Raw genomic sequence first — 23,017 nt, 5'->3', positions numbered from 1 at the left:
AAAAATTACTTAGCGTGCTCTTCGATGTAAGATACGGCGTCGCCTACGGTAGCAATCTTCTCAGCTTGGTCGTCGGGGATAGAAATGCCGAATTCCTTCTCGAATTCCATGATAAGTTCTACAGTGTCAAGAGAATCAGCTCCCAGGTCGTTAGTGAAGCTTGCTTCGTTAGTAACTTCTGATTCTTCTACGCCTAATTTATCGACGATAATCGCTTTCACTCTTGATGCAATTTCAGACATAACTTTAAGTTTTTAGTTAATAAATTGAGTTTATTTCTTTATTTTTGCGTTGCAAAGGAATGAATATTTATTGTTCTGAGCAAATATTTGAGGAATTAAATGCAATTTTTTGCACAAAAAACAGGCTTTTGTGCAATAAAAGGAGGTTTTATGGGGAAAAATATCGCAATTTTAGCATCCGGCAACGGCACAAATGCCGAAAATATCATCCGTTATTTCCAGAAGAAGGAGGGCGGCGACTCGGTGGTCCTCGTAGTGGCTAACCGTCAGAATGTGAATGTCTTCAAACGGGCGGAGAATTTGCATGTACCTTGTATATATATGGGCAAGGAAGAATGGGTGACGGGCGAGGGGGTATTAAAGCTGCTGGCCGACTATCGGGTGGACTTCATCGTCCTGGCCGGCTTTCTGGCAAAGGTGCCCGATGCGCTGTTGCATGCTTATCCACAAAGAATCATAAATATTCATCCGTCCCTGTTGCCCAAGTTTGGCGGGAAGGGTATGTATGGCGACCGTGTCCATCAGGCGGTCGTGGAGGCGGGCGAACGCGAAAGCGGCATCAGCATCCAGTACATCAACGAGCACTATGACGAGGGAAGCATCATTGCCCAGTTCCGTTGCCCCGTCTATCCAGAGGACACGCCTCAGGAGGTGGCTGCGCGGGTGCATGCGCTGGAGTACGAACACTATCCGCAGGTGATAGAAAGGCTGCTGGCTGAAATGGAATAAGGGACAGACTAATGGAGGGGAAAGCATTGCTTTCTTCAGGAGAAAAGAGGCTGTCTCAAAATAGAAATTCAAAAGTAATAATCTTACAGATTGAAACTTAGTAATAAAAAGCCTCCTGCTTTAGCCCTTATTTATTGCAATTATAGGACTAAAAGCAGGAGGTTTTTATGTTGTAGCTTATAAATTGTAAGTAAACTTATCTCTGTTTTTAATTTTGAGACAGCCTCTTTTCCTTTTTATACAATAGTTCGTTAACCATTAGCCTAGCCTAAGCGGCTTTGGCAGTAAATAAAATGAGTTCTTTGAAAAGTCTGTCAATTAAATGCGTGTCTGGTTCAATCCCAGACACGTGAATAAATCGTTCAAGCATGTAAGCATTGTGTATGACTGACTTGCATGATGATATGGAATATTTTATTCCCATCCTCTTACAGGCAGCCTTGGCAAGGTTTATCGCTGCAAGTGATGCATTAAAGTGAAATGCCAGTTTCCTGAAGTCTGTAGACTGACAGTTTGTTATTCCGGCATATTGCTTGGCATCACGAAAGCAAAATTCGAGTTGGAAACGTGTCCTGTAAAAGTCCAGAACATCCTGTGCGTTCTGTGTTTCGTCCGTAGAGAAATACAGCTGCCATTTGTCCGTTCTTCCATCCATAGGATACCATACAGCCAGGCTCACAAAGCGTTTGAGCGCTTTGGAGTATGCTTTCAGTCCGTAAAGTTTACCCTTGTTCACTTTGTACTCGGTACATCTTGTGATGTCCAGATTTTCAAAGTCAATTTTCTCGTCATGTAATTTTGGACGTCCGCGTTTTCCTGTCCTATTTTCTAAGGTGGGATAAAACAATACGGCATCATTCCTGAAACGGCTTATTACGTGGAAACCGTTATCGTACAATGGTTTGATGAAAGTTGCCTTTGAAAAGAACGCATCACATACGACTGTGCCAGAAATACGTTTCAGCTGTTCCTGTATGCTGATAAGGTAAGAGCTGTACCAGTCAACAAGATTCTTCTCACAGCTTTCCAGCGTTGCGTTGTCAGGTGTCTGTACAGAACCCAAAGTCATACATTCATGGTTGTCAACGTCTATAACTCCAATACCGGTTATTTCCAGTCCGCGTTTGTATTCACCGGCACAACCGGACCAGAAATAGCCAATCCATGGCGTTTTGCTGCCTGATTTTGGAATGAAAGACGGATCAACGGCTATCGCCTTACGACCACCTTTAAGGTGTTCTCTAATGATGGCTTCATTGAAGGAAAACCAGTCAAAGCCATCATTCTCAAAATTGTTTCGGTATGTCTGTTCTGAGAAACATCCATATCGTCCCATTTGTAGGAAATTGATGCGGTCAGGTATGGCCATGAACAATTTTATTGCATCCATGAATACTTTCTGGAAAGATTTGCTTATATTTACAACTGATTCGAGAGCATTCCTGCACTCGGATTGGTATTGCATAAGGAGTGATTCTTTGGTCATAATTAAAAGTGGTGAGATACTTCTAATTTACTAATAATCAACAAATTATGCAATACTTTCATGCTTTATTTTCAGCTATTTATCATATATTTTTCATCACTTTTCTTACCCCTTAACGATTCATTCTTGACAGTATTTCAATGATCTCTTTAATAATATTGAACTGGCTAACACCGATTCTATTATTTAATTAAATTTATCGGTAAAAATTTACCGAAGTATTGTTTATAATTTAAATCTTATTTATACTTTTGCAAAAGCTAAGCAGTGGTTGACCTTGATAATATTGTATAGCCTTAAATAGTCAATATAATTGTAAAAAGTGAAGTTTTGTTAATCTTTTAAATTAATTGGTATGAACAAAATCTTGAAAAAGATGCAGCCGGTAGGGTTTCTCCTTTTGTTCTCGGCTGTCCCCTCAGGAATGGTTTTTGCAGATGTGTCCATGACGGACAATGCAATCGTTCAACAAAATGGCGATTGTAAGGGTGTGGTTAAGGATGCCAATTGAGAAACTGTTATTGGTGCTTCGGTCGTGGTCAAAGGGACCGGTACAGGTACTATTACCGATATTGACGGTAATTTCTCTATTCCGAATGTAGCCCGTGGGGCAACTTTGGAAATCAGCTTCGTAGGTTATCAGTCAGTCACCGTAACTTGGAACGGACAACCGCTGAGTGTCGTTTTGAAAGAAGATGCCCAAGCTTTGGACGAAGTGGTGGTCGTAGGTTTCGGTTCCCAGAAGAAGGCCAACCTGACGGGTGCCGTCACTACCGTCAAGATGGATGAAGTGATGGGCGAACGTCCCTTGACAAAGGCTGCCGACGCCCTGCAGGGTGCTGTCCCTGGCCTGTTTGTGGGCAACAACGGTAACTCTCCCGGCGAGAGCCGCTCGTTCCAGATTCGTGGAGCTTATTCTATCGGTTCGGGTTCTACCATCGCTCCGCTGGTCCTGATAGACAACGTGGAGGGTGATATCGATATGCTGAATCCCGACGACATCGAGTCTATTACGGTGATGAAGGATGCCGCTTCGTCGGCCATCTACGGTGCGCGTGCTGCCGGTGGTGTTATTCTGGTTACGACCAAGCGTCCCAAGTCGGAACAGCGCTTCCAGTTGAACTACAACAATAACTTTGCATTTGCCAATGCCATCAACCTGCCCAAGCAAGTGCCTCTGGAAACCTATCTGCATGCCTATCAGGAGGCTTCCGGCAACGATTATTGGTCGTTGGGCGCTCCCAAGGTAGACCGTTGGCTGGAGTTGCTGGCCCAGTACAAGCAGAATCCTTCGTCCATCGAAACCAAGGGCGACGGTATTTATAAGGATGCAGACGGCGCTTTGTATTTCCTGAACGAGAAGGATCTGATGAAGAACATGATGGAGACCAGCTTCCAGCAGACCCATAACCTCTCCGTGAGTGGCGGTACGGAGCGTCTGCGCTACCGCCTTTCGGCCGGTCTGGTGGAGACGGACGGTGTGCTCTACTCCGACAAGGATAAGTTCAGCCGTATGAACGTGAGCGGCTTTGTGTCTGCCGACATCACCAAGTGGTTCACTCAGGAAGCCACGTTGAGCTATGCCCATAGCAAGCGCAACATGATTGTATCGCAGGGTGGCGGTCTGTTCAGTACCCGCCTTCCGTCCTTCTATCCGGAAGGTGCGATGCCCGAAGGTTACGGCTTGGGCAACGATGACAATCTGCTCTTCTTTACGTCGCGCAATCAGATTGAGACGGCCCAGCCCTACAAGAACATCAACGACAATCCGCGTATCTTCCTGAAGTCTATCCTGAAGCCTTTGAAGGGATTGGAAATCGCTTTCGAGTATACCTATGACAAGAATATATACGACTATCACTGGTACACGGGCAAGGTGAACATGACGTCCATCCAGGGCGGTAGCGACACGACTCCCAGCAACGACTACCTGCGCAAGTACAAGCAGTATACCGATTACAATGCCATCAACCTCTATGGTACATACAGCTTTGACGTGGCAGACAACCATCATTTCAAGGCGATGGCCGGTTTCAACCAAGAGTCCAGCTACCAGGAAACCGTCGATGTCTATTCATACATGCAGGCCGTAGTGGAAGTGCCTTCGCTTGGTGGTGGTACGAGTACTTTGTCTGCCAAGGACTATTACTCTGAATATGCAGTTCGTGGTGGATTCTTCCGCGTGAACTATGATTATATGGGCAAGTATCTGTTGGAGGTGAACGGACGTTACGACGGTTCCTCCAAGTTCCCGAAGGACTCCCGCTTCGGTTTCTTCCCCTCTGTTTCCGTAGGTTGGAACATTGCTCAGGAGAAGTTTATGGAACCGGCTGCCGGTTGGCTGAGCCAGTTGAAGGTGCGTGGTTCGTATGGTGTCATCGGTAACCAGAACATCTCCCCTTATGCTTTCGTTTCGTCCATGACCCTGAACAACAAGTACACGGGCTGGCTGATTAACGGTGCGCCTATAACGGCCGTTACTTCCCTGCCGGCTCTGGTAAGCTCGACCTTTACATGGGAGAAAGTGGGTACAACGAACGTCGGCTTGGACTTTGCCCTGTTTGACGGACGTCTGAGTGGTTTGTTCGAATGGTATCAGAGAGATACGCGCGGCATGCTCGCTCCGGGTATGCAGCTTCCGGCAGTTGTAGGTGCTACCGCCCCGACTCAGAATACGGCCGACATGCGCACCCGTGGTTGGGAACTGAACATGAACTGGCGCGACCGCATCGGTAAGGTGTCCTACCGGGTAGGCTTTAACCTGTCTGACTCGAAGAGCGTAATTACGAAATACGACAGCAACGAGTCCAAGCTGCTGAGCACTTATTATGAAGGTATGGAGTTGGGTGAAATCTGGGGTTATCTGTACGACGGATTCTATACGGTCGACGACTTCGAAGATACGAAGACGTGGAGACTGAAGGAGGGCGTTGTGGCCATCAACGGTTACAATCCGCGTCCCGGTGATGTGAAGTTCAAGAACCTCCGTGACGACGACCAGGGCGAGAACCTGATCTATTCCGGCGACGGGACATTGGAGAATCCGGGCGACCGTGTACGCGTGGGCAACAACCTCCCCCGTTATCTGTATGGCATCAACCTGGGCGCTTCCTACGAAGGTTTCGACCTGAGTATCTTCCTGCAAGGTACCGGCAAGCGTGACGCCTGGTTGGCCAGTGTGCTGACTTTCCCGATGTACAGCGACTTCAAGTTCATTCCCTTATACGAAGGAACAGAAAATTATTGGCGGCCGGTCGATGCGGCAGGCGGCGACTATACCTGTGCCAATCCGGATGCGGAATTCCCGCGTATTTATGACGGATATGGAAACATGGGTTCTAACTATCGTACGTCCGACAGATATCTGTCCGATGCTTCCTACCTGCGCATCAAGAACGTGACTCTTTCTTATTCGTTCCCCAAACGGTGGATTGACAAGATTTCCTTGTCTCAGCTGAAGGCCTTTGTCAGCATTGAAAATCTGGCTACATTCTCTTCTTTGAACAAAGGTATCGACCCGGAAACCCTTTCGTGGAACTATCCGGCTTTCCGTACTGTATCATTTGGCTTGAATGTAACGTTGTAAATTTTACCTATAAAACGATATCGTATGAAAAAAGTTATTATATATGCAGCCTTATTGGCCGGCCTGACTTTTACCGGATGTAATGACAGCTTCTTGGAGAAATATCCTGTAACGGACTTGACGGAGGAAAACGCCTTCAAGTCGTACGACAATTTCAAGTCGTTTATGTGGCCCTGTTATGAAATGTTTGTCAATACCACCATCCGTACTTCGACTGCCAGCAATGGTTGGGGGACGAGTGGACAATACGGTGGTGATGTGGATGCTAATTATCTGAACAAACGTAGTCCGAGCGGCTTCAACCAGTTTGCCTATCAGACGAAGGGAAGTACAGCCTCAGGCAACGGATGGGACTTCAGCAGCTATATCCGCCGTATCAATATCATGCTTTCGCATGTCGAGGAGTCGGACATGACTCAGGCTGAGAAGGACCACTGGACTTCCGTGGGATACTTTTTCCACTCGTTCTGGTATATGGAACTGATTGACCGTTTCGGCGATATTCCTTGGGTGGACAAGGTCTTGACAGAGAGTTCCCCTGAAGTCTACGAAGGACGCCGTCCCCGTAAGGAAGTCGCAGCCTTGGTTTTGCAGCGTTTGCAATGGGCTGAAGAGCATATTGGTGATTTTACGAGCCAGGATGGTGAGAATACCATCAATCAAGATTGTGTGCTGGCCGCCATATCCCGTTTCACACTTCGCGAAGGTACGTGGCGTAAGTATCATGAATTGGGCGATGCCGACACCTATCTGAATGAATGTATCCGTGCTTCCAAGATTCTGATGGACCGCTATCCCACCTTGTATCAGGGTACGGACGGACAGCCGGGTGCCGGATATGGTGAGATGTGGACGACGGACGACCTGTCTACAGTTCCGGGTATCATTCTGTACAAGTCGTATGTGAAGGATATCAACCCGGTGCAGGGTGGCTGCTATTTGGAACATACCTCATCGCAGGATGTGGAGATGAACCAGAATACGGTTGACCTCTATCTGATGAAGAACGGCAAGCCTATTCACAATCCTGAGTCCAACTATCACGGTGACCGTACGATGTATAATACGTTCAGAGACAGAGATCCACGTATGTACCACACCATCATGCCTCCCTATAAGGTGATTGCTGCCGGTGCCAACAAGCCGGCTCTGAATCCGAATGCATCCTGGGGGTATACAGGTGTTGAAGCCGATCAGGAGTACATCGACATCATGGGTGAGAACTATACATGCAGCAATCCGGGTGTGGGTATGAAGCGCCTGCCGGCACAGAACTGGTCTGCTTCTTTGGTTCCGCAGATTCCGAACATCGGTACCAGCGCCTTTGTACAATGCCGTTCGGGCTATTATGTATGGAAGCTGTATTGCGGTTGGGAACAGAACTTCAACAATGGAGCCTTGAATGTGTCGGACAAACCGATTTTTAAGATTGAAGAAGTGTTGCTCAACTATGCCGAGGCCAAGGCCGAGTTGGGGCAGTTCACTCAGGACGTGGCCGACATTACCATCAATAAGTTGAGAGACCGTGCTGGTGTAGCCAGAATGGCTGTAGCCGAAATTAACGACTCGTTTGATCCGGACCGTCCTTATTACTATCCTCAGGGTAACGCTGCCGGTATTCGGGTGCCTGCTTTGCTGTGGGAGGTACGTCGGGAACGTATTATTGAGTTGATGGGCGAAGGCTTTGGCTTCTACGATGTACGCCGTTGGCGCATGGCTCCCTGGTTCCTGAACCGTGCTCCGAAAGGCATTTGGGTGTCAAAGGAATTTGCGCTCTCCAAAGGTATGACTTTGTATAACGAAACGACAGGACTTTCAGACGGACAGAACGGAACAATGACAGAAGGATACATGTTCCTGTTCAATGACCCGAAGGCTGAAGGAAAGGGTTGGGACGATAAATATTATCTGTATCAGGTTCCGACCGATGAATTTGTCTTGAATCCGGATTTGACTCAAAATCCTGGATGGTAATATTTGTTAATTAGCGAGATGTCGCCACGGGAAGTATAGGCTATGCAAGATTTATGGCTTACCTTCGTGGCGATATCTTTTATATGTAGGATGCAGTAAATTTAATGCTTATGAAATTATCCTTTCCCCTTTTGTGCTCGACGACCTTGCTGGCGGGTGCATGGCCTGCCGTCACGACAGCTGCCCAGAAACAGGCTTCTTCGGACAAGCCGAACATCATTTTTATCCTGTGCGACGATATGGGTTACGGCGACCTGGCCTGCTATGGCCAGAAGTACATCCAGACGCCCAATCTGGACCGTATGGCCGCCGAAGGAATGCTCTTCACGCAGGCCTATGCCGGCAGTCCGGTCAGTGCGCCTTCGCGTGCCTCGCTCATGACGGGACAGCATTCGGGCCACGGACATGTGCGCGGCAACAAGGAATATTGGACCAACGTCCCCCTGATGAAGTATGGCAACAACGACGAATATACTGTCGTGGGACAGGAACCTTATGATCCCGGTCACATCATCCTGCCCGAGATTATGAAGAAGAACGGCTATACCACCGGCATGTTCGGCAAGTGGGCCGGCGGCTACGAAGGTTCATGCTCCACGCCCGACAAGCGCGGCATTGACGAGTATTACGGCTTCATCTGCCAGTTCCAGGCCCATCTGTACTATCCCAACTTCCTGAACCGTTACAGCAAGTCGAAGGGTGACACGGCTACCGTCCGTATCACGATGGACGAGAATATCCTGTATCCGATGTATGGTGACGATTACAAGAAGCGTTCACAGTATTCGGCCGACCTGATTCATCAGGAAGCATTGGCGTGGCTTGACAAGCAGGACGGCAAACAGCCATTCTATGGTTTCTTTACCTATACACTGCCCCATGCCGAACTGGCCCAGCCCAATGATTCTATCCTGAAGGGTTACAAGAAGAAATTCTTTGTAGACAAGACTTGGGGTGGCAGTGAAGGCTCGCGCTACAACGCCGTGGAGCATACGCATGCCGAATTTGCGGCCATGATTACCCGTCTGGATGCCTACGTAGGCGAAATTTTTGCCAAGCTGAAGGAGAAGGGACTGGACGAGAATACGCTGGTTATCTTCAGTAGCGACAATGGCCCCCACGAGGAAGGCGGTGCCGATCCGGCATTCTTCGGACGCGACGGCAAGCTGCGCGGACTGAAGCGCCAGTGCTACGAAGGTGGTATTCGAATTCCTTTTATCGTCCGTTGGCCGGGACACGTGCCTGCCGGTACGGTGAACGATCATCAGTTGGCCTTCTACGATGTGATGCCTACCTTCTGCGAACTGATAGGCGACAAGAAGTTCCCCAAGAAGTATTTGAACAAGAAGCTCGAAGGCGACTGCTTCGACGGCATTTCGTTCGCTCCCACGATGCTGGGACAGGACGACCGTCAGGCGAAGCACGACTTCCTGTACTGGGAGTTCCATGAAACGGACCAGATTGGCGTGCGTATGGGCGACTGGAAGCTGGTGGTGAAGCAGGGTAAGCCTCACCTGTACGACTTGGCAACCGATATCCATGAGGATCATGACGTGGCTGCCCAGCATCCCGATGTAGTCAAGCAAATGGTGGAAATCATCCATCGCGAGCATCGTCCGAGCGAACTGTTCAAGGTGACGCTCCCCGCGGAGTAAGGTCATTGTGTATATAGAAATCCCCCGACCGTCTGTGTGTACAGGTGGTCGGGGGATTTCAATTTATATGATAGAAGGATTGTTACTTCACCTCCCAGGTATCGTTGGTCATCAGCAGTTCTTCGAAGTTATGATAGTTCTTCTTGGCACTGACCTCTTCGATCTGGGCATGTACGGCTTCGTCATAGGTAGGTTCGTCCACGTCGCGGATCACGCCGAGGGCGATGGGGAAGTCGGGGCCTTCCATCAGCGCGAGCTTCAGCTGCAGGGTGTTGTCCATGCAGTGGGCGTCGTGCACCAGGATGTCTTTCACGGTGATGCCGTTTTCGCCCAGCTTCACGACTTTCAGACCGAAGCCTTCCTGCATGAGGCCGTACTCGCGGTTCTCGCCGAAAATCATCGGTTGGCCGTGCTCCAGATAGATGGCGTTCTTGGCACGGCCTTCCTTGTTGTAGACGGAGTCATGCGTACCGTTGTTGAAGATGACACAGTTCTGGAGGATCTCGCAGACGGCGGCTCCCTTGTGGTTATAGGCTGCTTTCAGAATCTCTACCGTACCGGCAGCATCCGTAGCCACGGCGCGGGCGAAGAAGCGTCCGCGGGCACCGAAGCACAGCTCGGCGGGGTGGAAGGGATCTTCCACGGTGCCGTAGGGCGACGACTTGCTGACGAAGCCGCGGGGCGACGTCGGCGAGTATTGTCCTTTGGTCAGACCGTAGATGCGGTTGTTCAGCAGAATCATGTTCAGGTCGATGTTGCGGCGCACGGCGTGGATGAAGTGGTTTCCGCCGATGGCCAGTCCGTCGCCGTCGCCCGAAATCTGCCAGATAGCCAGGTTGGGATTAACCACCTTGGCACCCGTAGAGATGGCGGCCGCACGGCCGTGGATGGTCTGCATAGCGTAGGTATTCATGTAGTAGGGCAGGCGGCTGGAGCAGCCGATACCGGAGATGACGGCCGTTTCCCAGGGAGCCTTGCCGATTTCGGCCATGGCCTTGTGCAGGGAGGCCAGGAAGAAGTGGTCGCCGCAGCCCGGACACCAGCGGGGTTGTCCTTTCTTGAAGTCTTTTGCTGTATATTCGTTCATAAATGTGTCCTCCTCGATTTTATTGGTTAATGATTTCGTTGAATGCCTTGACCAGTTCGGCTACGACGAAGGGCTGTCCCTTCACTTCGTTGTACTGGTAGGGAGTGAAGTTGTCCACCTTCATGCGCAGGTAGGCGGCAAACTGTCCCAGGTTCTGCTCGGCCACGACCACCTTCTTGTAGCGCTTCAGCACTTCCGCCGTGTTCTTGGGCAGCGGGTTCAGGTAGCTGAAGTGGGCCAGGGCCACTTTCTTGCCGGCTTTGATCATTTCGTCCATGGCCGAGTAGAGGTGTCCGTATGTACCTCCGAATCCCACGATGAGCAGGTCGGCATCGTCGGCGCAGCCCTGTACCTGAACGTCGGGTACGGGTATCTTGGCAACCTTCTCGGCGCGCAGGTGGCACATCAGGTTATGGTTCTCCGGGTCGGTGGAGATGGCACCCGTCCAGCTGTCTTTCTCCAGTCCGCCCAGGATGTGCATGTAGCCTTCGCGTCCGGGGATGGCCCAGTAGCGTACACCGGTTTCGGGGTTGCGGCGGTAGGGTGCATAGTTGTCCTTCATTTCGGCGGGGGCATAAGGCGGGTTGATGGCGGGATATTCGGCCAGCTTGGGCAGCTTCCAGGCACCCGAGCCGTTGGCCACGTAGCCGTCGGTCAGCAGTACGACGGGCGTCATGTGCTCCAGAGCAATCTTGCTGGCCATATAGGCTGCGTCGAAGCAGTTGGTGGGCGATGTGGCGGCAATGACCGGCATGGGGCTTTCGCCGTTGCGGCCGAAGAGGGCCTGCAGCAGGTCGGTCTGTTCCGACTTGGTAGGCAGACCGGTAGAGGGGCCGCCGCGCTGTACGTCGAGTACGACAAGGGGCAGCTCGGTGATGACGGCCAGGTTCATGGCTTCGGACTTCAGGCAGACGCCGGGGCCCGAGGTGGAGGTTACGGCCAGTGCACCGGCAAACGAAGCGCCGATGGCGGTGGCGCAACCTGAAATTTCGTCTTCGCACTGTACGGTCATCACGCCCAGTGACTTGTGCTTGGACAGCTCGTGGAGCACGTCCGTGGCCGGAGTGATGGGGTAGGAGCCGAGGAACAGCTTCAGTCCGGCTTTCTCAGCAGCGGCGATGAAACCATAGGCCGTAGCCTTGTTGCCGGTGATGTCCATGTAGCGTCCGGGCACCTTCACCTTGCTCTCGATGCGGCAGGTGGCGTGTGCGATGGAGGCGTGTGTATTGTGTCCGTAGTCCCATCCGGCGTGGATGACCTTGATGTTGGCTTCGGCCACTTCGGGCTTCTTGCCGAACTTCTCGCGGATGAAGTCTTCGGCTATCTTGAGGTCGCGGTCGAAGAGCCAGCACACCAGACCGACGGCAAACATGTTGCGGCATTTCAGGATGGACTTGTTGTCCATGCCCGTCGGGGCCAGGCAGTCTTTCACCATCGTGGTGATGGAGGCAGCGATGACTTCCTGCTTGATGCCCATCTCTTCGATGGGGTTCTCTGTCTGGAAGGCGGCCTTCTCCAGGTCGGACTTCTGGAAAGCATCGGTGTCGATGATAATGGTACCGTTGGGCTTGACGAATTTATATTGCGTTTTCAGTGCGGCTGCGTTCATAGCCACCAGTACGTCACACTGGTCGCCCGGTGTATATACTTTCTGTGCACCGATATGCACCTGGAAACCGGAGACGCCCGTCAGTGAACCTTGCGGGGCGCGGATGTCTGCCGGATAGTCGGGAAAGGTGCTGATGTCGTTTCCCACCGTAGCCGAAACTGTTGAAAAGATGTTGCCGGCGAGCTGCATTCCGTCGCCGGAGTCGCCGGAGAAGCGTACTACCACTTCGTCCAGGTCTTTGACCATCATGTCGTTTGCCATAACTTACGATTTTCTTAGGTTAATTTTATGGATATGCGTACAACGCAGTTCGCAAATGTCGGAAAGTTAATCGGATTAACAAAACTTTTTTCGGAAAATCGACAGAAAGTGTTATCTTTGTGGCCTGTTCCTGCATCCCGATGCAGGATTTTCGTTAAAAGGCCTTGTAGTTCAACGGATAGAATAGAAGTTTCCTAAACTTTAGATAGGGGTTCGATTCCCCTCGGGGCTACGATAGAAGGATGCCGGTCTGTACCGGTGTCCTTTTATTGTTTCTGGCGGTTCCGGTTCGGACGGGGGCCGACGGAGCACTTCCTTGGCTTCTGACGAAGTGCTGCGTCACCCTCTGACGAAGCACTTCCTTACCCCCTCATGAAGCACTTCCTGAGCCCCTGACGAAGCACTTCGTCAGACCCTCATGCAGCACTGCATGGGAAGGGCTGCCGCTCCTGTCTTCCAAGGAGCCCGTCATGGGCATAAAAAACGGGGGCGTCCTTGTGGAACGTCCCCGTCGTGCTCTATAGGTTATCAGTCTCTGATTACTTCTTGGTTTCTTCAGCCGGTTCTACGGCATTCTTCTTGAACAGCGAGTAAGCGATGGGAGAAGCGACGAACAGTGAAGACAAGGTTCCGAATACTACACCCAAAATCATGGCGAACGAGAAGCTGCGGATGCTCTCTCCACCCAAGATAAAGATTACAACCAGCACAATCAACGTAGACGAACCGGTGAACAACGTACGGGTCAACGTGGAATTCAGTGAGTCGTTGAACAACTGGAACGTACTGCGCTTGGGATAGAGGTGGAAGTATTCGCGTACACGGTCGAAGATTACCACCTTATCGTTGATGGAGTAACCGATAGCGGTCAGGATGGCGCCGATAAAGGTTTGGTCTATCTCCATGGAGAACGGAAGAATGTTCCAGAACATGGAGTACACGCCCAATATCAGGATGGTATCGAATGTCAATGCGGCGATAGAACCTACACTATAAGCGATGTTGCGGAAACGGAAGAGAATGTAGAGACCGATGCCCAGCACGGCAAAGATAACGGCCCATACGGCTGCCACCTTGAGGTCGTCAGCAATGCTCGGACCTACCTTCTGCGAACTGATGATGCTACCGCCTGTGTGGTTATCACGGTCGATAAAGGTTTCCAACGAGATATTCTTCGTAAGCAACGGTTTCAACACCTCGTACAGTTTGGCTTCGATTTCAGAGTCTACGTTATTGCCTTCTTCGTTGATGCGGTAGTTGGTGCTGATACGAACTGTCTTGCCGTCTGTACCGATGGCGATAACCGTCACGTTGGCATCCTCAAACTGTCCTTCCATCAATTCACGCACTTGTTCGGGTTCGATAGACTGTTCAAAACGTACCTGATAGTTGCGGCCGCCGGTGAAGTCAATACTTTGGCTCAATCCTCGAATAAAGAGGAAGCCTACGCAAATCAAAACGATGATTAATCCGCTAGAAAGCCATGTTTTATTGTACTTCATGAAGTTATATTTCGTATCTTGTAGTACGCCTTTAGACAGACGGGTCTCAAACGTAAGGTTCAACCACTTGTCTTTGTTCATGAAGTGCTCGAATACGAGGCGCGTCATAAACACGGCGGTAAAGAACGAAATGGCGATACCGATAATCAGCGTCGTTGCAAATCCACGAATAGGTCCTGTACCGAAGTAGAACAGAATGACGCCGGTGATGATAGACGTAAAGTTAGAGTCGAAGATGGCGGAGAAGGCATTGGAATAACCGTCTTTCAAGGCATCTTTTACTTTCTTACCTAGTCGAAGTTCTTCTTTGGTACGCTCGAAAATCAACACGTTGGCATCCACCGCCATACCCAGTGACAATACCAAACCGGCGATACCGGACATGGTCAATGCAGCCTGGAAGGAAGAAAGGATACCGAGAGTGAAGAAGAAGTTGAGCAACAGGGCGCCGTTGGCAACCATACCGGCCGTGAAGCCATACATGGAGCAAACATACACCATCAGCAGGATGAAGGCGACGATACAAGAAATGATACCGGCCTCAATGGATTCTTGTCCCAGCGAAGGTCCTACAATGTCTTCCTGTACAATGTGTGCTGGAGCGGGCATCTTACCGGATTTCAGTACGTTGGCCAAGTCCTTGGCTTCTTCCGGAGTAAAATGGCCGGTGATTTGTGAGTTACCGCCTGTGATTTCTGTCTGTACATTCGGTGCGGAGTATACATAGCCATCCAGTACAATGGCAATGCTTTTGCCGATATTCTGTTTGGTCAACAAGGCCCAACGGCGTGCACCGTCCGTATTCATAGACATACTAACGGAGGGTTTGCCATATTGGTCGAAATCGTCCTTGGCGTCTACGATTACGTCGCCTTCCAGCGGTGCCCGGCCGTTACGCTCGGTAGAGCGGATGGCATACAGTTCATAGGTCTGTTTCTTCGGGTCGAAGGAAGCAGCGGCCACGCCCCACTTCAAAAGCAGGTCTTTGGGGAACTCGCTCTTCACCTGGCTCATGGACAGGTATTGGTTGATTTCGGCAGTATCTTTAGCCAGGGCGTATGCCACTACAGGACCTTCGCCGGGGTTCACCTGCATGATGGCGAGCAGCGGATGGTCTTTCTTGTACTGGGCTATTTCGGCATTCTGTGTGGCGGCAGTCTCACCCTTCAGGGCGGCGGCCAGGCTGTCGGTTGTGCTGGTGGCAGCCGGTGCGGCGGCAGGAGCGGCTACAGAGTCGGTATCAGCGGCTTTCAGACTGCGTACCTTGGCATCGGCCGACTGCATGTAGGGAGCAATCTCCTTGGCGTTGTATGTTTCCCAGAATTCCAGATTGGCAGAACCTTGTAACAATTTTCTTACACGTTCGGGTTCCTTGATACCCGGAAGTTCCACCATGATGCGGCCCATTTTGTCTTCCAGACTCTGGATGTTGGGCTGAACCACGCCGAAGCGGTCGATACGTGTACGGAGTACGTTGTAAGAGTTGTCGACAGCGGCCTTCACCTCTTCGCGCAGCACTTTCTCGACTTCTGCGTCGGTTGATTTCTGGTTGACTTTATCTTTCAGTTGTTGCGTGGCGAAGAGCTGTGCCAGCGGGGCGTTCGGAGCCAGGCGGTGATACTCGCGGACAAACAGTGTGATGACGTCATCCTGGCTGGTAGTGGCCTGCTGGGCAGCTGTAGCCAGTGCCTTGTTGAAGTTTTCGTCCGGTTTGTTGTCGGCCAAAACTTTGATGACATCGGGAACGGACACTTCGAGGATGACGTTCATACCACCCTTCAGGTCCAGACCCAAACTGATTTCCATTTCTCTACAATCTTTCAGGCTCCAGTTCCATAACCATACCTTCTCATTGGCGAGCGAATCCAGGTAGTTCTGCTCCACTTTCGGATCTCCGTTGGCAATCTCCCGTGCTTTGTTGGTATAATGGCGGGTAACGAAAGAGAACGACAAGTAGAACACGCACACCAGGGTGAGCAGGATGGCAAAAGCCTTTACAAATCCTTTGTTTTGCATGTTACTTTTAGTTTATTATGATTACTTTATTAATTAATTTCTACGCATTTACAAGGCTGCAAATATAGTTCTTTTTTCACAATATATTACTTTATGGCATTATTTTTTTGAAATCGGTTGCCTATCGTCCGTTTATTTCCCCTGCATCGTGACGTAACACCAGACGGGGTAGTGGTCAGAATCTTTGATTGTTTTGTCCACGGTGCAGTTGTATGTTTTCATGTTCCGGCTGACCAGGATGTGGTCGATGCGGAAATAGAACCGGTTCTGGTTGTACGAGATGCCGAAGCCTTGTCCCGACTGGGTGAAGGCATCGTCCAGCTCTTGGGCGGCAACGCGGTGGGCATACGAGATGGGGGTGTCGTTGAAGTCGCCGCAGACGATGATGTAGGGGTGGGCCGTTTCGCGTACGGCTTGGGCAATGGCGTCGGCTTGCGGGGCGCGGATGGCCGAGGCTTCGGCCAGCTTGCCCAGCAGCAGGCGTGCCCCGCTCTTCACCTTGTCGCGCTCGGGTGCGGACAGCATGCTCTCATAGACCACCTTGTCTTCCTTGGTCAGTTTGTTGGACTCCAGGTGGTTGTTGATGAGGGTCAGGGTGTCCTGCCCGATTTTCAGTTCGTAGGCCACCGAGCCGTTGTAGCTGCTCTTGTAGTCCAGCTTGCGGGCGGAAAGGATGGGAAACTTGGAGTAGACGGCCATGCGGTTGGACTGGGCGCTGCCCAACTTGTCGATGCGGTGGTAGGGATAGGCCTTCAGCCCCCGCTCGATGTCGCGTTGCGACAGGTGTCGGGACGACTCCGACGTGGCATATTCCTGCAGGCAGAGGATGTCGGCCCCGCTCTCCTGTAGGTAGGTGAGGATGGGGTTCTTCCCGTCTTCCTTGACGCAGCCGTCGAAGCCCATGACGTTGTACGAGAGTATCTTCAGACTGCCTTCGGGCACCTGGTCGGTGTGGAAGTTGAAGGGCAGGTAGGTGCGCACCTGCGGATAGGCCAGCAGGATGCCGGCCAAGGGCAGCAGGGCGAACTTGTAGCGTTGTACGATCAGCCAGAAAAACAGGAAGCCCACGTTGACGAACAGGAAGATGGGGAAGGCCAGGCCCAGGCACGAACGCAGGGGATGCTCTACCGGCTGTATGTAGGGGCTGTAGGCTGTGAGCAGGAAGAGGGCGGTAAAGACGGCGTTGATGGCCCCTACGGTGAATGCTGCGACGTTTCGGAGGAGTTTCATGGGGCGGGTCTTATCGTTTGCTGGCGTCGAACAGCGTTTTCTTCTCCTCGGCGGTCAGGCTTTCGTAGCCCGACTGCTTCAGCTTGTCCAGGATGCGGTCTATCTCGTCCGACTGGCTTTTCTTGCGGGCGTTGTATTCGTAGTCCTTTTGGCGGTTGCCGCCATAGCTTACTTTCATCTTGGGCTTGCGCGGACGGGGACTGAAGAGGCCGGCCACGGCATCGATGACGCGGTTGATCCAGGCTGTGATGTCTCTGCCCTTGCTCAGCGCGGCGGCAAACCACAGGCCGGCCAGCGCGCCGCCCAGGTGGGAGATGTGTCCGCCGGCATTGCTGGAAGTCAGGAAGAGTAGGTCCAGGCCGATGACGACCAGTGCCAGATACTTCAGCCGCAGGGTACCGAACAGGAAGAGGCGTATCGGGTAGTTGGGTTCCCGATAGGCGGTGGCGGCTACGATGGCCAGCGCCGAGGCCGAGGCACCCAGCAGGAAAGAGCCCTCGATCATGTACTGGAAGTAGGGGAAGACGTTGTAGGCCACCATGTAGAGCAGGCCGCCGCAGATGCCTCCCAGCAGGTAGACACCGCGCAGGTGCTTGGCCGAGAAGAATTGCAGGAACATTGTCCCGAACCAGTAGAGCCAGAGCATGTTGAACAGGATGTGCATCAGCCCGGAGTGCATGAACATGTACGTCAGCAATGTCCACGGCTGTACAACAAAACGGCTGAAGGAGGCCGGCAGTTCCAGCCAACTGAGCCATCCGGCCGGCGTGAGATTGAACAATTGCAGGATGACTCCGCAGACCGTCACCAATAGGAAGACGGCCACATTGATATATATCAGTTGCAGGCAAATGTTGCCTTTGCGGTATTTGTCTTTCAGATCAGTTATAATAGTAGCCATTTCCTCTGTTCTTTTTTCTCCAGTACATTATCAGGATGAATCCGAAAATCATGCCGCCCAGGTGGGCAAAGTGGGCCACGTTGTCGCCGGCACTGTTGGCCAGGCCCGAATAGAGCTCAATCAGGGCGTAGCCCATGACGAAATACTTGGCCTTGATGGGTACCGGCAGGGGGAAGATGAACATCTGCTGGTTGGGGAACAGCATGCCGAAGCCCAGCAGGATGGCATATACGGCTCCCGAAGCTCCCACGGTGGACGAGTTCAGTACCAGGTTCAGACTGGCCATCGCCGGATCCACGAAGTTCATGTTCGATTGCAGGGCTTTGGAGCCTTGGTCGATGACGGCCTGGATGGCTTCCGGACTCATGCCCGACTCCAGTGTCAGGTAGCGGACGGCCGTTACGCCTTCCTGTATCAGTCCGGCACCGATGCCGCAGATCAGGTAATAGGTCAAGAAGCGCTTGGGACCCCACACCTGCTCCAGGATGCGTCCGAACATCCAGACGGCAAACATGTTGAAGAACACGTGGGTGAAACCGGCGTGCATGAACATGTAGGTGATGAGCTGGGCGGCGTTGAAGCGGTCGGAAAGTATGAAGTGCAGTCCCAGGTAGTTGCCCAGGTCGATGCCGCGATTCTGTGCCACGAGGGTGGCCAGAAACATCAGCACGTTGATTATCAGCAGGTTTTTAGTAACTGTCGGAATATTGTTCATATCAGATTGTTTGATGCATTTGGTCGCAAATGTAGTGAAAGGTGAGCGCATAGGCAAATGAAAACGGAGTTTTGTGCCGTCCGCTTCCTTTTTTGTTCAGAAATACGGATAAATGGCCGGATGCGGCGGGAAAAATCCTTCGGCTGGTCCTTTTTTATGGTTTGGTAATATTTTTCTTTTCACTTTATTTGATAATTAGAATAATTGCCATATTTTTGCGCATGTAGATTTTTAGAGATAAATGCCTTGGAATGGGCCATGCACTAATAGACCTGTTCTGTCAGTTGGGCAATAACTGTAAACTTAGTAAGTAAAAGGTATGAATAAAGCTGAATTGATTAGTGCCATGGCTGCCGGAGCCGATATGACGAAGGCAGACGCAACGAAGGCTTTGAACGCATTCCTGGATGTAGTGATGGATGCGTTGAAAAAAGGTGAAAAGGTGACTTTGGTAGGATTTGGTACATTGTCGGTGGCCGAAAGGGCGGCGCGTACAGGTATCAATCCGGCGACCAAGGAAACCATTGAGATTCCGGCCCGCAAGGTTGTCAAGTTCAAGCCGAGTACCGAGCTGTGGTTCGAGTAACCGGTGAAGGACGGCTCCGGCCGGAAATCGTTGTTGAGGAAAATACGGGCTACAGGTCTGTTTGCAGCATCTTTTCTGCAAGGAGTCCTGTAACCCGTATTCGTTTTGTGGGGCTGCACCACGGAACCGAAAGTCTGAAAACTTTGTTTTCCGCTTTGTGCTTCTCTCGGTTTGCACTATCTTTGCAGCAGGAAATAATTAGAAACTATGGATATACAAGAAAAACTGGTAGCGTCCGTCGTCAGCGGACTGAAAGCACTCTACGGACAGGACGTGCCTGCCGCACAGGTGCAGTTGCAGAAAACCAAGAAAGAATTTGAAGGACATCTGACGCTGGTCGTATTCCCCTTCCTCCGCATGTCGAAGAAGGGACCCGAGCAGACGGCGCAGGAAATCGGCGAATACCTGCTGCCCCATGAGCCTTCGCTCGTGGCTAAGTTCAACGTCATCAAGGGCTTCCTGAACCTCACCATCGCTTCGTCGGCGTGGATCGAACTGCTCAACGACATCCAGGCCAACCCGCATTACGGACTGACCGAGGCTACGGACCAGTCGCCGCTGGTGATGATCGAGTATTCGTCGCCCAACACCAACAAGCCTCTCCACCTGGGACATGTGCGCAACAACCTGCTGGGCAACGCCCTGGCCAACATCATCGCCGCCAACGGCAACCGCGTGGTGAAGACCAACATCGTGAACGACCGCGGCATCCACATCTGCAAGTCCATGCTGGCCTGGCTGAAGTATGGCAACGGCGAGACGCCCGAGTCGAGCGGCAAGAAGGGCGACCACCTCATCGGCGACTATTACGTGGCTTTCGACAAACACTTCAAGGCCGAGGTAAAGGAGCTGATGGCCAAGTACATGGCCGAAGGCATGAACGAGGAAGAGGCCAAGGCCAAGGCCGAAGCCGAATCGCCCCTGATGAAGGAAGCCCGCGAGATGCTCGTGAAGTGGGAGGCAGGCGACCCCGAAGTGCGTGCCCTGTGGAAGAAGATGAACGACTGGGTATATGCCGGTTTCGACGAGACATACAAGATGATGGGCGTAACCTTCGACAAGATATACTACGAATCGAACACCTATCTGGAAGGCAAGAAGAAGGTGCTCGAAGGACTGGAGAAGGGCCTCTTCTACCGCAAGGAAGACGGTTCCGTGTGGGCCGACCTCACGGGCGAAGGCCTCGACCACAAGCTGCTGCTCCGTGCCGACGGTACGTCTGTTTATATGACGCAGGACATCGGTACGGCTGAACAGCGTTTCTCCGACTATCCCATCGACAAGATGATTTACGTGGTGGGTAACGAGCAGAACTATCACTTCCAGGTGCTGTCCATCCTCCTCGATCGTCTGGGCTTTGAGTGGGGCAAGAGCTTGGTACACTTCTCCTACGGTATGGTGGAACTGCCCGAAGGCAAGATGAAGAGCCGCGAGGGTACGGTAGTCGATGCCGACGACCTGATGGAAGAGATGATCAACACTGCCAAGGAAACCAGCGGCGAGCTGGGCAAGCTGGACGGCCTGACGCAGGCCGAGGCCGACGACATCGCCCGCATCGTGGGCCTGGGCGCGCTGAAGTACTTCATCCTGAAGGTGGATGCCCGCAAGAACATGACGTTCAACCCCAAGGAATCCATTGACTTCAACGGCAACACCGGTCCTTTCATCCAATATACCTACGCCCGCATCCAGTCCGTTTTGCGCAAGGCGGCCGAGGCAGGCATCGTCATCCCCGAGCAGCTCCATCCGGGCATCGAACTGAGCACAAAGGAAGAAGGCCTGATCCAGATGCTGGCCGACTTTGCCGGCGTGGTGAAGCAGGCGGGCGAGGACTACAGTCCCTCCGTCATTGCCAACTACTGCTACGACCTGGTGAAGGAATACAACCAGTTCTACCACGACTACAGCATCCTGCGCGAGGAAAATGCCGGCGTCAAGGTGTTCCGTCTCGCCCTGTCGCGCGAGGTTGGCAAGGTAGTCCGTCTGGGCATGGGCCTGCTGGGCATCGAAGTTCCCGAACGTATGTAAGCCGTAGTGCTTATTTGATATAGTTTTCAGCAGGGGAGCGCATCGTGTGGGTGCGCTCCTTTTTTATTGTTTCTGTCAGATACCTTCTATGATATAGTCTTGTTCTTGGGAGAAGGGTTTCAGCGTATGTGTCCATTCCTTCCCGTCGGAAGATACCAGTCGCAGGGTCCGGATGTTTTCCTTTTTGTTGGCCTTGAACATGAGGAGGCCGTCCTTGTCCGTTGTTCCTCTGTATTGCCGGTTGGCATAGATCTTGATGTTTCCCGTTTCGGGATGGGAAGGGCTGGTTTTGACCATCAGGATGAAGCCTTTTTCATTGTCTTCCAGTTCGAGCCAGCTGACCTCTTGCCGGGTTGTACAGGTGTCCGTAGGTTGGCTTTGGAAAGCAGAGAGGGCGGAGAGGGATGCATCTGTTATGGTGGAGGTAAACGTGAATTCCCCGTTTCTGATTTGTACGTTCTCGGGAGCAATGCCGAGTGTTTGTAGCAAGGAGTCACGCTTGGCTTTGGGAAGCATGGGGAGAAAGATGCGTTTTCCGTTGGTGAACTCGGCGCTTTGGCTGCCGAAGGGTTGCGCCTTTCGTTGGTTGGCGTGGATTCTATCCACATAAATCAGATATTCGTAGTTCAGGATATGGCCCTTGCGGTAGTATTCGGTTACGAACGGCAGGTATTTGAGTTGAGTGGGGGAATCGGCATGTTGCAGCACCATGAAACAGGCTCTCCAACTGTTGTCCGACAGGCCTTCAAGCCGGCCGTTGATGATGGAGTCGACGATGGGCAGGACTATCGACTGGTTGATGGAGTCGGTTCGGTCCCATTGGCGCAAATAGGCCTCCTTTTCTTTCGGGTCATGGCTTTGATTGTAATTGTGTCTCACTTTCTGGTCGTTGTGCAGAACCACTTTGAGCAGCGAGTCGATTGTGGCTGCATTCCTTTGTTCTTGTGCCGTGGCCGTGCGGGGGCAAAAGGCAAGAACGCCCAACAGGAGCAAGATGTGTATGGATTGTTTCATGGCAGAATGTTTTTTTTCTTTTTTACAAATGTATGGAGAAAAGAGGAAACCTGCAAGGTCTTGGTGTGCTTTATGTTCCTTGTCGGCATGATTTTGCCGACTTTTCCTTTTCCAGTTTTCGGCATTGTTTTCCTGTAAAACATTGCTTTCTCTGGTGCAAAACATTCTTTCTTTTTGGGAAAAACATTGCTTTCTTTGGGAGGGAAGGACGGAGGCTGTAGGGGCCTCTTCCTTTGCCCAGCCTAAAGGTTCCGTTTAAGCTGGGCAAACGGTCCGTTTAAGCTGGATAAACCGTTCGTTCAAGCTGGGCAAACGCTTGCTTTAGGCTGGGCAAACGGAACAAAAAATACGGACGGCGCAGAAGAGATGTGTAGGGAACGGTGTCCCTTCCTTCTT

General features: G+C 51.6%; 16 protein-coding genes and 1 tRNA gene. 8 read left to right on the top strand and 9 right to left on the bottom strand.

Annotation, left to right across the window (positions count from 1 at the left end):
- Positions 1-5: 5 nt before the first annotated feature.
- Complete coding sequence (locus BQ7483_RS14325) at positions 6-242, bottom strand: acyl carrier protein (RefSeq protein WP_021846803.1); 237 nt, start codon at positions 240-242, stop codon at positions 6-8.
- Positions 243-341: 99 nt separating this feature from the next.
- On the opposite strand from BQ7483_RS14325, the gene purN reads away from it, so the two are divergent.
- Positions 342-971, top strand: a complete 630-nt coding sequence (purN, locus tag BQ7483_RS14320) for a phosphoribosylglycinamide formyltransferase (RefSeq protein WP_072546351.1) — start codon at positions 342-344, stop codon at positions 969-971.
- A 268-nt stretch (positions 972-1,239) separates the two neighbouring features.
- Here the strand turns inward: purN and BQ7483_RS14315 are convergent, their stop codons facing one another.
- On the bottom strand, positions 1,240-2,457 hold the full coding sequence (locus BQ7483_RS14315) for a transposase (RefSeq protein WP_072544455.1): 1,218 nt from the start codon (positions 2,455-2,457) through the stop codon (positions 1,240-1,242).
- Positions 2,458-2,812: 355 nt separating this feature from the next.
- On the opposite strand from BQ7483_RS14315, the gene BQ7483_RS18070 reads away from it, so the two are divergent.
- The 4 genes from BQ7483_RS18070 to BQ7483_RS14300 all read left to right on the top strand — a co-directional run bounded on the left by BQ7483_RS18070 (position 2,813) and on the right by BQ7483_RS14300 (position 9,672).
- A complete protein-coding gene (locus BQ7483_RS18070; RefSeq protein WP_235847373.1) occupies positions 2,813-2,968 on the top strand; it encodes a hypothetical protein in 156 nt (51 codons plus the stop codon).
- Positions 2,969-2,977: 9 nt separating this feature from the next.
- The gene (locus BQ7483_RS14310; RefSeq protein WP_235847397.1) at positions 2,978-6,043 is read left to right on the top strand and encodes a SusC/RagA family TonB-linked outer membrane protein; all 3,066 of its coding nucleotides are present in this window, start codon (positions 2,978-2,980) and stop codon (positions 6,041-6,043) included.
- Between the two features lie 24 nt (positions 6,044-6,067).
- Positions 6,068-8,017, top strand: a complete 1,950-nt coding sequence (locus tag BQ7483_RS14305) for a RagB/SusD family nutrient uptake outer membrane protein (RefSeq protein WP_072546350.1) — start codon at positions 6,068-6,070, stop codon at positions 8,015-8,017.
- Positions 8,018-8,127: 110 nt separating this feature from the next.
- Positions 8,128-9,672, top strand: a complete 1,545-nt coding sequence (locus BQ7483_RS14300) for an arylsulfatase (RefSeq protein ID WP_022020234.1) — start codon at positions 8,128-8,130, stop codon at positions 9,670-9,672.
- Positions 9,673-9,754: 82 nt separating this feature from the next.
- On the opposite strand, the gene BQ7483_RS14295 is transcribed toward BQ7483_RS14300, so the two are convergent.
- Positions 9,755-10,759: a 2-oxoacid:ferredoxin oxidoreductase subunit beta gene (locus tag BQ7483_RS14295; protein WP_072546349.1), complete on the bottom strand. Its 1,005-nt coding sequence runs from the start codon at positions 10,757-10,759 to the stop codon at positions 9,755-9,757.
- A 19-nt stretch (positions 10,760-10,778) separates the two neighbouring features.
- Complete coding sequence (locus tag BQ7483_RS14290) at positions 10,779-12,629, bottom strand: 2-oxoacid:acceptor oxidoreductase subunit alpha (protein ID WP_072546348.1); 1,851 nt, start codon at positions 12,627-12,629, stop codon at positions 10,779-10,781.
- Between the two features lie 160 nt (positions 12,630-12,789).
- Between BQ7483_RS14290 and BQ7483_RS14285 the strand changes: the two genes are divergently transcribed.
- Positions 12,790-12,861 (top strand) — tRNA-Arg (locus BQ7483_RS14285).
- A 307-nt stretch (positions 12,862-13,168) separates the two neighbouring features.
- Here BQ7483_RS14285 and secDF read toward each other — a convergent pair.
- From secDF to BQ7483_RS14265, 4 genes are all read right to left on the bottom strand, one after another.
- Positions 13,169-16,147 carry a protein translocase subunit SecDF gene (gene secDF, locus BQ7483_RS14280; protein ID WP_022020237.1) on the bottom strand — a complete coding sequence of 993 codons (2,979 nt, stop codon included), beginning with the start codon at positions 16,145-16,147 and terminating at the stop codon, positions 13,169-13,171.
- A 132-nt stretch (positions 16,148-16,279) separates the two neighbouring features.
- A complete protein-coding gene (locus BQ7483_RS14275) occupies positions 16,280-17,377 on the bottom strand; it encodes an endonuclease/exonuclease/phosphatase family protein (protein ID WP_022020238.1) in 1,098 nt (365 codons plus the stop codon).
- A 10-nt stretch (positions 17,378-17,387) separates the two neighbouring features.
- Positions 17,388-18,278 (bottom strand): rhomboid family intramembrane serine protease, encoded by an 891-nt coding sequence (locus BQ7483_RS14270; protein ID WP_072546347.1) that lies wholly within the window; start codon positions 18,276-18,278, stop codon positions 17,388-17,390.
- Positions 18,259-18,792, bottom strand: coding sequence for a rhomboid family intramembrane serine protease (locus BQ7483_RS14265; RefSeq protein WP_407657231.1), 534 nt, complete (start codon positions 18,790-18,792; stop codon positions 18,259-18,261). The genes BQ7483_RS14270 and BQ7483_RS14265 overlap by 20 nt, the downstream gene beginning before the upstream one ends.
- A 520-nt stretch (positions 18,793-19,312) precedes the next feature.
- On the opposite strand from BQ7483_RS14265, the gene BQ7483_RS14260 reads away from it, so the two are divergent.
- The gene (locus BQ7483_RS14260; RefSeq protein ID WP_022020241.1) at positions 19,313-19,579 is read left to right on the top strand and encodes an HU family DNA-binding protein; all 267 of its coding nucleotides are present in this window, start codon (positions 19,313-19,315) and stop codon (positions 19,577-19,579) included.
- Positions 19,580-19,786: 207 nt separating this feature from the next.
- A complete protein-coding gene (argS, locus tag BQ7483_RS14255; protein ID WP_072546345.1) occupies positions 19,787-21,607 on the top strand; it encodes an arginine--tRNA ligase in 1,821 nt (606 codons plus the stop codon).
- A 75-nt stretch (positions 21,608-21,682) separates the two neighbouring features.
- On the opposite strand, the gene BQ7483_RS14250 is transcribed toward argS, so the two are convergent.
- A complete protein-coding gene (locus BQ7483_RS14250) occupies positions 21,683-22,621 on the bottom strand; it encodes a hypothetical protein (RefSeq protein ID WP_072546344.1) in 939 nt (312 codons plus the stop codon).
- Positions 22,622-23,017: the final 396 nt, after the last annotated feature.

This window comes from Mediterranea massiliensis (assembly GCF_900128475.1).
Lineage (GTDB): Bacteria > Bacteroidota > Bacteroidia > Bacteroidales > Bacteroidaceae > Bacteroides > Bacteroides massiliensis_E.
The sequence above is the reverse complement of the archived record's forward strand: the minus strand, read 5'-3'. Positions and strand labels throughout refer to the sequence as shown.

Bases quoted from the DNA above. Each gene is read 5' to 3' on its own strand.
- BQ7483_RS18070 (WP_235847373.1), top strand. From the start codon at position 2,813: ATGAACAAAATCTTGAAAAAGATGCAGCCGGTAGGGTTTCTCCTTTTG.
- argS (WP_072546345.1), top strand. From the start codon at position 19,787: ATGGATATACAAGAAAAACTGGTAGCGTCCGTCGTCAGCGGACTGAAA.
- BQ7483_RS14295 (WP_072546349.1), bottom strand. From the start codon at position 10,759: ATGAACGAATATACAGCAAAAGACTTCAAGAAAGGACAACCCCGCTGG.
- BQ7483_RS14325 (WP_021846803.1), bottom strand. From the start codon at position 242: ATGTCTGAAATTGCATCAAGAGTGAAAGCGATTATCGTCGATAAATTA.
- BQ7483_RS14290 (WP_072546348.1), bottom strand. From the start codon at position 12,629: ATGGCAAACGACATGATGGTCAAAGACCTGGACGAAGTGGTAGTACGC.
- BQ7483_RS14265 (WP_407657231.1), bottom strand. From the start codon at position 18,792: ATGTTTGCCGTCTGGATGTTCGGACGCATCCTGGAGCAGGTGTGGGGT.
- BQ7483_RS14250 (WP_072546344.1), bottom strand. From the start codon at position 22,621: ATGAAACAATCCATACACATCTTGCTCCTGTTGGGCGTTCTTGCCTTT.
- BQ7483_RS14275 (WP_022020238.1), bottom strand. From the start codon at position 17,377: ATGAAACTCCTCCGAAACGTCGCAGCATTCACCGTAGGGGCCATCAAC.
- BQ7483_RS14260 (WP_022020241.1), top strand. From the start codon at position 19,313: ATGAATAAAGCTGAATTGATTAGTGCCATGGCTGCCGGAGCCGATATG.
- purN (WP_072546351.1), top strand. From the start codon at position 342: ATGCAATTTTTTGCACAAAAAACAGGCTTTTGTGCAATAAAAGGAGGT.
- BQ7483_RS14305 (WP_072546350.1), top strand. From the start codon at position 6,068: ATGAAAAAAGTTATTATATATGCAGCCTTATTGGCCGGCCTGACTTTT.
- BQ7483_RS14270 (WP_072546347.1), bottom strand. From the start codon at position 18,278: ATGGCTACTATTATAACTGATCTGAAAGACAAATACCGCAAAGGCAAC.
- BQ7483_RS14300 (WP_022020234.1), top strand. From the start codon at position 8,128: ATGAAATTATCCTTTCCCCTTTTGTGCTCGACGACCTTGCTGGCGGGT.
- BQ7483_RS14315 (WP_072544455.1), bottom strand. From the start codon at position 2,457: ATGACCAAAGAATCACTCCTTATGCAATACCAATCCGAGTGCAGGAAT.
- secDF (WP_022020237.1), bottom strand. From the start codon at position 16,147: ATGCAAAACAAAGGATTTGTAAAGGCTTTTGCCATCCTGCTCACCCTG.